The following is a 13479-nucleotide window of genomic DNA, read 5'->3' on the forward strand; positions in this document are numbered from 1 at the left end:
GGATGAAGCGAACGGGGAGGAGAACGTGGCGGCCCTTGTTGGGCGTGGTGATCTTAACTGCGGTTTTGTTTTCCTATGCCATGTTTCAAGGGGGCTTTGTCAGCTGGTTTTTGTTTTACAGCTTTTTGCCGTTTGGGTTGCATGCGTTGACGGTAGCCCTGTATCCGCTCCGGCGTGCGGCGGTGAGCCGGACGGTGCCGGCGCAGCGCTATTATGCGGGAGAAGCGATCCCGGTTACTGTTCGAGTTGAGCTGCCATGGCCGTTTCCCATGGCCGCGGTCGCGGTCGGTGAGGAACGAGAGGGGAAAGGTGGGGGTGCCGTCGTTTCTTGGGTGTTTCGGCGCCGTCTTTCTTGCCGATGGACGCTTATGTTGCCCCGCGGCCGCCATCAATTGGAAGCGGTGCGGCTGGAAGTGAGCGATATGTTTGGTTGGGGGAAGCGGGCGGAATCGTTCTCGGCTCCGTGCACGGTCATCGTCTATCCCCGCTATGTGGAGTGGCCGGCGAGCATGGTGCGTGAATGGTTTTCCCATGGAAACGCGGCCCGGACGTTTGCCTATCGGCGCGACCTAGCGGTGGCGGTCGGGGCTCGCGAATACGCGCCGGGCGATAAAATGTCTTGGGTGCACTGGAAGGCGTCAGCGCGCAAGAACGAGTTGATGACAAAAGAATTTGATGAGCAGCGCAACGATGATTGGTTCGTTGTCTTGGATGGCGGTCCATCACCTTGGTTTGAGGAGCTGGTCACGCTGGCCGCTTCTGTAGCGAAAGCGTTGTTGGATGCGGGAGCTCCGGTTGGGCTGCTTGTGGCGGGGAAAGAGCGCTCGTCCTTAGCGCCGCGGCGTCATGAGGAACAGTGGCAGGCGCTTCTTCTCCGCTTGGCGGAAGTGAAGGCGGCCCGCGAAGGGGGAATGGAGGCACTGCTTGTTGACGAAACGAATTGGAAAACGGCGGCCGGATGCATTTTTGTGACGTCTGCCTTGTCTTCCGCGCTGGTGCCGCCGTTGCGCGCGCTGGCGATGAAGCGCCGCGTCATTTTATATGTTGTGACGGGCGAACGGAGAGAGGAACAAAGGCGTTGGGAAGAAGAGCTTCGCCGCAGCGGTGTGCATGTCTCCGTCATTGCCCCTGACATGTTGCAAACGGTTCGGCAAGGAGGGGAGTTTCAATGAAGAAGGGGGTAGCTCGGCTGTTCTCTTCGTTTTTGCCTGCCTTGTTTGCGGCTTGGCTGCTCACCGAATGGCTTTGGCCGTTGGACGATGTGACGGATACCGGGCATATCGGTTTGTTTGTCTCGTTTGTCTTCCTTTGCTTTGCCGGCTATTGGGTTCGTCTCCCGGCGTGGCTTGCATTTCTTGGGAAAGGTGTTTATATCGGATGGGCGCTCTCCCGTTTATCTTCGTCTCACTCCATCGCCGCTTTGCCTTCGGCGCTTTGGCGGGATTGCCTCAACTGGCTGTGGGGCGATCGGTCTTCCATGCCGAGCGATACCGTGCGCACGTTTGTCTTTTTTCTTCTGCTATGGCTCGCTTCGGCCGCTTTTCATTGGCTCATCGGGAAACGGCAGCAGTGGTTGATTCCGTATGCGTTGACCGTTACGTATATTGCCGTCCTTGATACGTTTTTCCCATATAACGGCGATCAGGCGATCGTTCGTCTTGTCGGGCTCGGTTTTTTTGCCTTTGTGTGGCTGCATGGCGAACGGATGCGGGCAAACGGCGCTTTATTTTCTATCGGAAGGTGGCGGACAGCCGCCCTGTTCGTTCCGGCGTTGGCGCTGGCGGCAGGATATGCAGGCCCCAAACTCCCGCCGCAATGGCCCGATCCGGTGGCGTTTATCCGCAGCGCTCATGCCGTGCCGGAGCCGAGCGATGATGAGCCGGCTTCTTCTGCCGTAGCCAAAGTCGGGTATGGACAAAATGATTCCCGCCTCGGCGGACCGTTCCTTGCCGATGATACGCTCGTATTCACAGCGAAAGATCGAGGTCTTCATTATTGGCGCGTCGAGACGAAAGACGTTTACACCGGCAAGGGGTGGGAGGAGTTTCAGAGCGAACAAGTTTACTCGTTTGCCAATGGAGAGACGATCAAACATGAATGGTGGAGCCCGCGAGTCGAAACGGTGGAGCAAACCGCGGAAATCCACCTTCATCAAGGAGGATTTCATCTCGTTTATCCGCTTGGTTTGCGGCAAGTGAGGACGGCCACTCCGGTCGTTTATCGCATGAAGTTGGCGACAGAGAAAATTGAGGCGACCGACGACCGAGCCAACGCGGTTCCTATGAAACAGTATGTTGTCACGTATGGGGAGCCGGATTTTCCGATTGCCGCCCTGCGCGCTGCTCCCCCGGTCCAAGACCGGTCTTTGTTGAAACGATATACGCAGCTGCCGAAAACTTTGCCGCAGCGGGTGCGCGACTTGGCCAAACAAATTACGGCCGGAGAAAAAACAGCCTATGATCAAGTCAAAGCCATCGAGCAATATTTTCAGCAGAGCGGATATGTATATGAGACGAAAAATGTGGCCGTGCCGGGGGAAAACGAAGATTATGTCGACCAATTTTTGTTTGAAACGAAACAAGGGTATTGCGACAACTTTTCCACTTCGATGGTGGTCCTCGTGCGCACGCTCGGCATCCCCGCCCGTTGGGTGAAAGGCTATGTATCGGGACGGTTGGTTGGGGAGCAAAACGGCGATTTTCTTTACGAAGTGCGCAACAATGACGCGCATTCGTGGGTGGAAGTGTATTTTGAAGGCGTCGGTTGGGTGCCGTTTGAGCCGACGCGGGGGGTTGTCAATCCTTACGCGTTTTCCCTTGATGCTTCCGAGGAGAATGACCTTGCGGCGCCTGAGCAACAACCGGAAGAGCAGGATCGAACGAACCTCCCGCAGCCGCCGTCGGAGCCGTTTTCTGCCGCGAACCAAGACGGCCATTGGTGGGAGCGGCTCGTTGACTTCTGGTCATGGAAGACGGGGGTGGTGGTGGCGGCCGCGCTGGTGGCAGCGGCTGGCGCGATTTATGCGACAAGACGGAAATGGTGGCCGCGCCTGACCCTTGTTCGCTTTCAGCGCCGAAAAGCGGACGGAAGCGACTGGCTGATTTCAGCGTATGCGGCGCTTTTACGCCATTTGCACGATTACGGGCTGAAGCGGCGGCCGCAGGAAACGCTGCGCCAGTATGCGAAGGAGGTCGATCGTTTGTTTGAAACGGATGAAATGAACCGGTTGACTAGGCTATATGAATGTGTGGTGTACGGAACCGGTCTCCCGGACAGAGACGTTCGCGAAGCTGTTCAATTGTGGGAAAATTTAATAAAAAGGACGATCTCTTGACCGCATGCCGGCAAGTTGATAGAATGAATTCAAATTTGCACACGGACAAACGAAAAGCCCTTCATATAAGCGCAGGAATACGGCTTGCGCGTCTCTACCGGGCCGCCGTAAACGGCCCGACTATGAAGGCAGAAGACGCTGCTATTCTGCCTTCATCCATGTTCTCGGCCAAGGGCGGCGTTATTTTTTTGATGAGGTGGAACGATATGAATCAAGAAATGATCGTTGTCTTGGACTTTGGCAGTCAATACAACCAGCTGATCACTCGCCGCATCCGCGAATTTGGCGTCTATAGCGAACTGCACCCGCACACGATCCGCGCTGAGGACATCCGGGCGCTGAACGCCAAAGGAATCATTTTTTCCGGCGGGCCGAACAGCGTGTATGATGAGCAAGCGTTTCGGTGCGATCCGGCGATTTTTGAGCTGGGCTTGCCGATTTTAGGAATTTGTTACGGGATGCAGCTGATGGCCCATCATTTGGGAGGGAAGGTGGAAAAAGCGGCGCACCGTGAATACGGCAAAGCGCTCATCCAAGTGAAAAACGATTCTTTGCTTTTTCATGGGTTGCCGGACGAGCAAGTCGTTTGGATGAGCCATGGCGATTTGGTGACCGCTCCGCCTAGCGGCTTTGTTGTTGATGCGACGAGCCCTTCGTGCCCGATCGCCGCGATGAGTGACGAACGGCGAAAATGGTACGGCGTACAATTCCATCCCGAAGTGCGCCACTCGGTATACGGCAATGATTTATTGAAGAACTTTGTCTTTGAGGTATGCGGCTGCCGGGGCGATTGGACGATGGAAAACTTTATTGATGAGCAGGTGCGCCGCATTCGCAAACAAGTCGGCGGGAAAAAAGTGTTGTGCGCTTTAAGCGGCGGGGTCGATTCATCGGTCGCCGCGGTGTTGGTGCATCGCGCTATCGGTGATCAGCTCACATGCATTTTTGTGGATCACGGCCTTCTTCGCAAAGGCGAAGCGGAAAGCGTCATGAAAACGTTCCGTGAGCAGTTTCACATGAACGTCATCAAAGTCGATGCAAAGGAGCGCTTCCTAGCGAAGCTCAAAGGGGTCTCTGACCCGGAACAAAAGCGGAAAATCATCGGCAATGAATTTATTTATGTGTTTGACGATGAAGCGGCTAAGCTTGAGGGCATTGAATTTTTAGTGCAAGGCACGCTTTATACGGACATTATTGAAAGCGGAACGGCGACGGCGCAAACGATCAAATCGCACCATAACGTCGGCGGCTTGCCGGAAGAGATGAAATTCGAACTGATCGAGCCGCTCAATATGCTGTTTAAAGATGAAGTGCGCGCACTGGGCACTCAATTGGGGATTCCGGACGAGATCGTCTGGCGCCAGCCGTTCCCGGGGCCGGGGCTCGGCATCCGTGTGCTCGGTGAAGTGACGGAAGAAAAATTGGAAATTGTCCGTGAATCGGATGCCATTTTGCGGGAAGAAGTAAAAAAAGCCGGATTAGACCGCGAAATCTGGCAGTACTTTACAGTTCTCCCTGACATCCGCAGCGTCGGAGTGATGGGGGATGCCCGCACGTACGATTATACGGTGGCCATCCGCGCGGTGACCTCGATCGACGGGATGACCGCCGATTGGGCGCGCATTCCGTGGGATGTGCTCGAGCGCATTTCGACGCGCATCGTCAATGAAGTACCTCACGTCAACCGCGTCGTCTACGATATTACAAGCAAGCCTCCGGCAACGATCGAGTGGGAATAAAAACGAACAAAAGACGAACATTTCCTAAGGAATGTTCGTCTTTTCCTTGACAGCTGCTCTTTAGGCTGATACAATAGCCGTGGAATCATGAATATGGTCGAATTCCGTCGTATAATCCTGGGAATATGGCTCGGGAGTTTCTACCAAGCTACCGTAAATAGCTTGACTACGAGGGATGCGGGATAGGAGAGCGCTTGTTTTGTCCTCTCTCTGTTCGTCATTCCTTCCTAGTCAACGCTTCTGGTAGCGGCAGAAGCGTTTTTATTTTTTGTAGGGGGGACAAACTGTGAGAAAGTATTTTCAATTCGATGAGCTCGGCACGAACTATCGGACAGAGATCATCGCCGGGCTGACGACATTTTTGTCGATGGCGTACATCTTGTTCGTCAACCCGCTTACCCTGTCGCTCGGCGCGGTGAAGGATTTTCCGGATGAATTGCGGATTGACCAAGGAGCGGTATTTGTCGCCACCGCTTTGGCCGCGGCGTACGGATCGATTTTGATGGGGGTGTTGGCTCGCTATCCGATCGCTTTGGCGCCCGGGGTGGGATTGAGTGCCTTTTTCGCCTTCACCGTTGTCCTGCATATGGGGATTCCTTGGCAGACAGCGCTTGCCGGAGTTTTCGTCTCTGGGATCATTTTTACGATTTTAACGCTGACGGGTGTTCGGGAGAAAATTATTGATGCCATCCCGGTTGAGTTGAAGTACGCTGTCGGTGCCGGGATCGGGCTGTTCATCACATTCATCGGCCTGCAAAACGCTGGAATTATTGTCGATAACAAAGCGACGCTCGTCGGATTAAGTTCGTTGAAAGATGGCAATGCACTGTTGGCCATTTTTGGATTGTTCATCACCATTGTTTTTATGGTAAGAAAAGTAAATGGCGGCGTCTTTTACGGCATGGTCATTACCGCAATTGTCGGCATGATTTTCGGTTTGATTAAAGTGCCGCATCAAATTGTCGGCGCTATTCCGGACATTTCTCCAACCTTCGGCGTCGCGATCAAACATTTGCCGGACATTTTTTCATGGAAAATCCTCGGTGTTGTCTTGACGTTCTTTATCGTTGACTTTTTCGATGCGACTGGCACGCTCTTGGCGGTCGCCAACCAAGCCGGGTTGTTGAAAAACAATAAGCTGCCGCGCGCCGGCAAAGCGCTGCTCGTTGACGCGACGGCCGTCATGGTCGGAGCGGTGTTTGGCACATCGACGACGACGTCGTACATCGAATCGTCGGCCGGCGTCGCCGCTGGAGGGCGCTCCGGGTTTTCGGCGGTCGTGACGGGGATGTTGTTCTTGCTTGCTTTGTTCTTCTCGCCGCTGTTAAGCGTTATTACCGCGCCAGTTACGGCGCCAGCGCTCATCATCGTAGGGGTATTGATGGCTTCATCGATCGGTGAAATCGATTGGAAGAAGTTTGAGGTAGCTGTACCGGCGTTTTTTACATTGATTACGATGCCGCTTTCCTACAGCATCGCCACCGGCATCGCCGTCGGCTTCATTTTCTATCCGATCACGATGATTTTGAAAGGCCGCGGCAAAGAAGTGCATCCATTATTGTATGTGCTGTTTGTCATTTTTATCTGTTATTTCATCTTCTTGCGCCAATAGGAAAAAGAGAAAAGGGCTGTTCCTAGGATGAGTTTGATTGTCTTAGGAACAGTCTTTTATATTTTTTACATGGTGCGAGCGATCTCGATAAGGAACGATTCGTGATGCAGAGTGGCTTTACGACCACTTTGTCGATCATGTTGTGTACGGAATGTTAGCGAGAGAGTGGAAGAGATAAAAAATGGTGTTGATTGGAAAGAAAAAACTTTACGTAAGCAATTGACACATCAAAATAGAGGTGCTATATTAATAAAGCCGCTTTGATGCGGCAAAAAAAAGATAAAAAACATGTTGACAAAAACAAAAAGAAATGATATATTATAAGAGTCGCTTTTGAGGAGACAAATTCCTCAGGCGAAGCAATGAACGATCAATTTGTTCCTTGAAAACTGAACGAAACGAAGCGCAACGAAAAGCGGAGGTCCGCGGGTCGCCGCGACGGGCAAATGTTCTTCACCCACAGGGGTGCTTGCACCCCGAGGGGGAAGGTTATTTGACCCCGAGCGGCGGCGGACCGAAGCTAGACAATACGAAAAGCGGAGGCCGCTTGCCTATCGGCGAAACGCGCTGGAGGGCCTGCGAGGAGGCTATCGCCGCCGCAGCAGGACCGAAGCGTCGCGAGCCGATAGCGGCCGAAGCTTACAAAGCCAATCCACTTTCTTTTGGAGAGTTTGATCCTGGCTCAGGACGAACGCTGGCGGCGTGCCTAATACATGCAAGTCGAGCGGACCGAATCGGAGCTTGCTCTGGTTGGGTCAGCGGCGGACGGGTGAGTAACACGTGGGCAACCTGCCCGCAAGACCGGGATAACTCCGGGAAACCGGAGCTAATACCGGATAACACCGAAGACCGCATGGTCTTTGGTTGAAAGGCGGCCTTTGGCTGTCACTTGCGGATGGGCCCGCGGCGCATTAGCTAGTTGGTGAGGTAACGGCTCACCAAGGCGACGATGCGTAGCCGGCCTGAGAGGGTGACCGGCCACACTGGGACTGAGACACGGCCCAGACTCCTACGGGAGGCAGCAGTAGGGAATCTTCCGCAATGGGCGAAAGCCTGACGGAGCGACGCCGCGTGAGCGAAGAAGGCCTTCGGGTCGTAAAGCTCTGTTGTGAGGGACGAAGGAGCGCCGTTTGAACAAGGCGGCGCGGTGACGGTACCTCACGAGAAAGCCCCGGCTAACTACGTGCCAGCAGCCGCGGTAATACGTAGGGGGCGAGCGTTGTCCGGAATTATTGGGCGTAAAGCGCGCGCAGGCGGCTTCTTAAGTCTGATGTGAAAGCCCACGGCTCAACCGTGGAGGGTCATTGGAAACTGGGGAGCTTGAGTGCAGGAGAGGGGAGCGGAATTCCACGTGTAGCGGTGAAATGCGTAGAGATGTGGAGGAACACCAGTGGCGAAGGCGGCTCTCTGGCCTGTAACTGACGCTGAGGCGCGAAAGCGTGGGGAGCAAACAGGATTAGATACCCTGGTAGTCCACGCCGTAAACGATGAGTGCTAAGTGTTAGAGGGGTCACACCCTTTAGTGCTGCAGCTAACGCGATAAGCACTCCGCCTGGGGAGTACGGCCGCAAGGCTGAAACTCAAAGGAATTGACGGGGGCCCGCACAAGCGGTGGAGCATGTGGTTTAATTCGAAGCAACGCGAAGAACCTTACCAGGTCTTGACATCCCCTGACAACCCAAGAGATTGGGCGTTCCCCCTTCGGGGGGACAGGGTGACAGGTGGTGCATGGTTGTCGTCAGCTCGTGTCGTGAGATGTTGGGTTAAGTCCCGCAACGAGCGCAACCCTCGCCTCTCGTTGCCAGCATTCAGTTGGGCACTCTAGAGGGACTGCCGGCGACAAGTCGGAGGAAGGTGGGGATGACGTCAAATCATCATGCCCCTTATGACCTGGGCTACACACGTGCTACAATGGGCGGTACAAAGGGCAGCGAACCCGCGAGGGGGAGCGAATCCCAAAAAGCCGCTCTCAGTTCGGATTGCAGGCTGCAACTCGCCTGCATGAAGCCGGAATCGCTAGTAATCGCGGATCAGCATGCCGCGGTGAATACGTTCCCGGGCCTTGTACACACCGCCCGTCACACCACGAGAGCTTGCAACACCCGAAGTCGGTGCGGTAACCCTGACGGGAGCCAGCCGCCGAAGGTGGGGCAAGTGATTGGGGTGAAGTCGTAACAAGGTAGCCGTACCGGAAGGTGCGGCTGGATCACCTCCTTTCTAAGGGGAAAAACGAAGGCCGCCCGCCTATCGGCGAAACGCGCTGGAGGGCCTGCGAGGAGGCTATGCCGCCGCAGCAGGACCGAAGCGTCGCGAGCCGATGGCGGTCGGAGCTAGACAATACGAAAAGCGAAGGTCGCTAATGGCCAATCATTCACCAATCGCGCTTTCGTTTCGTTCAGTTTTGAAGGAATGAGAATTCCTTCCACTGCTTCGTTTGCGTCTGCGTCTACAAGTGAATCCAGAGAAGCTAGATTCCTCGACGCAAACCAGCGAAGAAGCAAGCTCAATGGAGCGACTTCGTTCCTTGAAAACTAGATAACCGATACACAAAAGGAAGAAGCCGAGACGCTGTAGGTTAAGCTAGAAAGGGCGCACGGTGGATGCCTTGGCACTAGGAGCCGATGAAGGACGGGGCAAACGCCGAAACGCTCCGGGGAGCTGTAAGCAAGCGTCGATCCGGAGATGTCCGAATGGGGGAACCCACTGTCCGTAATGGGGCAGTATCCATGCCTGAATCCATAGGGCATGGAGGGCACACCCGGGGAACTGAAACATCTTAGTACCCGGAGGAGAAGAAAGCAAACGCGATTCCCTGAGTAGCGGCGAGCGAAACGGGAACAGCCCAAACCAAGAGGCGAGTCCTCTTGGGGTTGTAGGACCGCTCATAGGGGAGTGAGAAAGGAACGGGGTAGACGAACCGGTCTGGAACGGCTGGCCAGAGAAGGTGAGAGCCCTGTAGTCGAAACTTCGTTCCCTCCCGAGCGGCTCCTGAGTACGGCGGGACACGGGAAATCCCGTCGGAAGCAGGGAGGACCATCTCCCAAGGCTAAATACTCCCTAGTGACCGATAGCGAACCAGTACCGTGAGGGAAAGGTGAAAAGCACCCCGGAAGGGGAGTGAAAGAGAACCTGAAACCGTGTGCCTACAAGTAGTCAGAGCCCGTTCATGGGTGATGGCGTGCCTTTTGTAGAATGAACCGGCGAGTGACGATGGCGTGCGAGGTTAAGCCGGGAAGGCGGAGCCGCAGCGAAAGCGAGTCTGAACAGGGCGTGAAGTACGTCGTCGTCGACCCGAAACCAGGTGATCTACCCATGTCCAGGGTGAAGGCCGGGTAACACCGGCTGGAGGCCCGAACCCACGCACGTTGAAAAGTGCGGGGATGAGGTGTGGGTAGGGGTGAAATGCCAATCGAACTTGGAGATAGCTGGTTCTCCCCGAAATAGCTTTCGGGCTAGCCTCGGGTGTAAGAGTCTTGGAGGTAGAGCACTGATTGGGCTAGGGGCCCTCATCGGGTTACCGAACCCAGTCAAACTCCGAATGCCAACGACTTATGCCCGGGAGTCAGACTGCGAGTGATAAGATCCGTGGTCGAGAGGGAAACAGCCCAGATCGCCAGCTAAGGCCCCCAAGTGCACGTTCAGTGGAAAAGGATGTGGAGTTGCGAAGACAACCAGGATGTTGGCTTAGAAGCAGCCACCATTTAAAGAGTGCGTAATAGCTCACTGGTCGAGTGACTCTGCGCCGAAAATGTACCGGGGCTAAACGTGCCGCCGAAGCTGCGGGATGACCGTTGGTCATCGGTAGGGGAGCGTTCTAAGGGCAGAGAAGCCAGACCGGAAGGACTGGTGGAGCGCTTAGAAGTGAGAATGCCGGTATGAGTAGCGAAAACAGAGGTGAGAATCCTCTGCGCCGAAAGCCTAAGGGTTCCTGAGGAAGGTTCGTCCGCTCAGGGTTAGTCGGGACCTAAGCCGAGGCCGAAAGGCGTAGGTGATGGGCAACAGGTGGAGATTCCTGTACCACCTCCTTCCCGTTGGAGCGATGGGGGGACGCAGGAGGATAGGGCGAGCAGGCGGCTGGAAGAGCCTGTCCAAGCAGTGAGGCTGGCCAGTAGGCAAATCCGCTGGCCGGAAGGCCAAGCTGTGATGGCGACGGAGTCATCCGGAAGTCCCCGATTTCACACTGCCAAGAAAAGCCTCTAGCGAGGGAAGAGGTGCCCGTACCGCAAACCGACACAGGTAGGCGAGGAGAGAATCCTCAGGCGCGCGGGAGAACTCTCGTTAAGGAACTCGGCAAAATGACCCCGTAACTTCGGGAGAAGGGGTGCTCTTTCGGGTGAAGAGCTTGGAAGAGCCGCAGTGAAAAGGCCCAAGCGACTGTTTATCAAAAACACAGGTCTCTGCGAAGCCGAAAGGCGACGTATAGGGGCTGACACCTGCCCGGTGCTGGAAGGTTAAGGGGAGCGCTGAGCGGAAGCGAAGGTGCGAACCGAAGCCCCAGTAAACGGCGGCCGTAACTATAACGGTCCTAAGGTAGCGAAATTCCTTGTCGGGTAAGTTCCGACCCGCACGAAAGGTGTAACGACTTGGGCGCTGTCTCAACGAGAGACCCGGTGAAATTATACTACCTGTGAAGATGCAGGTTTCCCGCGACAGGACGGAAAGACCCCGTGGAGCTTTACTGCAGCCTGATATGGAATTTTGGTATCGCTTGTACAGGATAGGTGGGAGCCTAGGAAGCCGGAGCGCCAGCTTCGGTGGAGGCGCCGGTGGGATACCACCCTGGCGGTATTGAAATTCTAACCCGCACCCCTTAGCGGGGTGGGAGACAGTGTCAGGTGGGCAGTTTGACTGGGGCGGTCGCCTCCCAAAAGGTAACGGAGGCGCCCAAAGGTTCCCTCAGAATGGTTGGAAATCATTCGGAGAGTGCAAAGGCACAAGGGAGCTTGACTGCGAGACGGACAGGTCGAGCAGGGACGAAAGTCGGGCTTAGTGATCCGGTGGTTCCGCATGGAAGGGCCATCGCTCAACGGATAAAAGCTACCCCGGGGATAACAGGCTGATCTCCCCCAAGAGTCCACATCGACGGGGAGGTTTGGCACCTCGATGTCGGCTCATCGCATCCTGGGGCTGTAGTCGGTCCCAAGGGTTGGGCTGTTCGCCCATTAAAGCGGTACGCGAGCTGGGTTCAGAACGTCGTGAGACAGTTCGGTCCCTATCCGTCGCGGGCGTAGGAAATTTGCGAGGAGCTGTCCTTAGTACGAGAGGACCGGGATGGACGCACCGCTGGTGTACCAGTTGTCCCGCCAGGGGCACCGCTGGGTAGCTATGTGCGGACGGGATAAGCGCTGAAAGCATCTAAGCGTGAAGCCCCCCTCAAGATGAGATTTCCCATCGCGTTAGGCGAGTAAGATCCCTCGAAGATGACGAGGTCGATAGGTCCGAGGTGGAAGCGTGGCGACACGTGGAGCTGACGGATACTAATCGATCGAGGGCTTAACCTAGAAAAGCGGAGGACGCCCGCTGATCGGCGAAACGCGCTGGAGGGCCTGCGAGGAGGCTATGCCGCCACAGCAGGACCGAAGCGTCGCGAGCCGATGGCGGCCGGAGCTAGACAGTGTGATACGCGGCTTCTTCCGACGGTTATCTAGTTTTGAAGGAATGCGTTCCTTCTTGACAGGAATTGATTTTCTGGTATAATGCTTGCCTAGTGGTGATAGCGGAGGGGAAACACCCGTTCCCATCCCGAACACGGAAGTTAAGCCCTCCAGCGCCGATGGTAGTTGGTGCCAGCGCCCCTGCAAGAGTAGGTCGCTGCTAGGCAGGCAAAAATGAGGGAGCTATACGGTTCTCTGATTTTTTTGCCTATTGTCATTAAGTCATTTTTAATGACGCCATTTTCGATCCTCTCCCCCAAAATGTGAAGCGTGATCATCGTTTCCTAGACCCCCTTTTTCATAAAGCGATAGGAAACGGAAACTCGCGAAAGGGTGTCCCGTCAACGTGGGACACCCTCTTTTTTGTCAAGAAAGCGGGGCTGGCCATTGGTTATGGTTCGCTTTTTTTAATCACGATCTTCTTTTTTGGCTCTTCAGGGATGAGCCGATGAAGGTGGATGAACAATAAGCCGTTATGATATGTTGCTTCGATGCGATCATCCTTGACGGGGAACGGCAACGGGATCGTTTTTTCGAACCGGCCTTGGAAAATTCCTTCTTCCACTAAGTCAAATCCTTGAAAGCTCAGATTGATGGTTGCCTTGATTTCCAGTGTCTTGTACGATACATACACTTCCGCGTCTTCGCTTTTCTCCAGTCCCGGCAAGCTGACGACGACAAGCAGCTCGTTATCCTTTTTGTAGATATTCATGCCTGATGATGGTTGATGGGATGAACGCAACAGCGGTTGGATGTTTCCCCAAAAATCGTTTTGGAAAAATTGCTGCCAATGCTTTGTCCAATCGGAAAACGGTGTGAATGGATGTTCGTTGGCCATGGCGTTTCCCTCCTCCGCACATTTATCATATGCCTCCTTATTGTTTTGGTGATTTAAAAAAAACGAACATTTGTGTTTATTTAATAATTAATGTTCGATTTTACCTTGACATTTCACCAAGGATCTTGCTACTATAAAAGTAGTTTCATAATGCGTAAAAGAATCCCTCATATAATTTTGGGAATATGGCCCAAAAGTCTCTACCCAATAACCGTAAATTATTGGACTATGAGGGAAAGGATCGGTTTTGGCTTTTTTTCGATCAGCAACTGTCAAAGCCCAGAACGATGCTTTCCCTCGCC

5 protein-coding genes, 3 rRNA genes and 3 riboswitches are annotated in these 13479 nt (G+C 54.5%); of the genes, 7 read left to right on the forward strand and 1 reads right to left on the reverse strand.

The features are described 5' to 3' along the window. Positions 1-2: 2 nt before the first annotated feature. From NST29_RS01840 to rrf, 7 genes are all read left to right on the forward strand, one after another. Entirely contained in the window at positions 3-1172 is a 1170-nt protein-coding gene (locus NST29_RS01840) for a DUF58 domain-containing protein (RefSeq protein ID WP_339232623.1), read from the forward strand. Next, the gene (locus tag NST29_RS01845) at positions 1169-3334 is read left to right on the forward strand and encodes a transglutaminase domain-containing protein (RefSeq protein WP_033842590.1); all 2166 of its coding nucleotides are present in this window, start codon (positions 1169-1171) and stop codon (positions 3332-3334) included. Before NST29_RS01840 ends, NST29_RS01845 begins: the two co-directional genes overlap by 4 nt. A gap of 41 nt (positions 3335-3375) precedes the next feature. After that, positions 3376-3477, forward strand: a riboswitch (purine riboswitch). Between the two features lie 63 nt (positions 3478-3540). Beyond that, positions 3541-5073, forward strand: coding sequence for a glutamine-hydrolyzing GMP synthase (gene guaA / locus NST29_RS01850; protein ID WP_033842589.1), 1533 nt, complete (start codon positions 3541-3543; stop codon positions 5071-5073). An 87-nt stretch (positions 5074-5160) separates the two neighbouring features. Next, positions 5161-5262: riboswitch (purine riboswitch) on the forward strand. Positions 5263-5359: 97 nt separating this feature from the next. Continuing rightward, entirely contained in the window at positions 5360-6685 is a 1326-nt protein-coding gene (locus tag NST29_RS01855) for an NCS2 family permease (RefSeq protein WP_033842588.1), read from the forward strand. 659 nt (positions 6686-7344) lie between these two features. Then, positions 7345-8902, forward strand: a 16S ribosomal RNA gene (locus NST29_RS01860). 356 nt (positions 8903-9258) lie between these two features. Then, positions 9259-12186, forward strand: a 23S ribosomal RNA gene (locus NST29_RS01865). Positions 12187-12388: 202 nt separating this feature from the next. Further along, positions 12389-12505 (forward strand): 5S ribosomal RNA (gene rrf / locus NST29_RS01870). Together the 16S, 23S and 5S rRNA genes form the textbook arrangement of a ribosomal RNA operon. Before the next feature lie 225 nt (positions 12506-12730). Here rrf and NST29_RS01875 read toward each other — a convergent pair. Continuing rightward, a complete protein-coding gene (locus NST29_RS01875) occupies positions 12731-13177 on the reverse strand; it encodes an Hsp20/alpha crystallin family protein (protein WP_033018445.1) in 447 nt (148 codons plus the stop codon). 147 nt (positions 13178-13324) lie between these two features. Next, positions 13325-13426: riboswitch (purine riboswitch) on the forward strand. Positions 13427-13479 lie beyond the last annotated feature (53 nt).

Source organism: Geobacillus sp. FSL W8-0026 (genome assembly GCF_037966255.1).
GTDB lineage: Bacteria > Bacillota > Bacilli > Bacillales > Anoxybacillaceae > Geobacillus > Geobacillus icigianus.

Coding starts and splice junctions, on each gene's coding strand:
- NST29_RS01840 (WP_339232623.1), top strand. CDS start 3: ATGAAGCGAACGGGGAGGAGAACGTGGCGGCCCTTGTTGGGCGTGGTG.
- NST29_RS01845 (WP_033842590.1), top strand. CDS start 1,169: ATGAAGAAGGGGGTAGCTCGGCTGTTCTCTTCGTTTTTGCCTGCCTTG.
- guaA (WP_033842589.1), top strand. CDS start 3,541: ATGAATCAAGAAATGATCGTTGTCTTGGACTTTGGCAGTCAATACAAC.
- NST29_RS01875 (WP_033018445.1), bottom strand. CDS start 13,177: ATGGCCAACGAACATCCATTCACACCGTTTTCCGATTGGACAAAGCAT.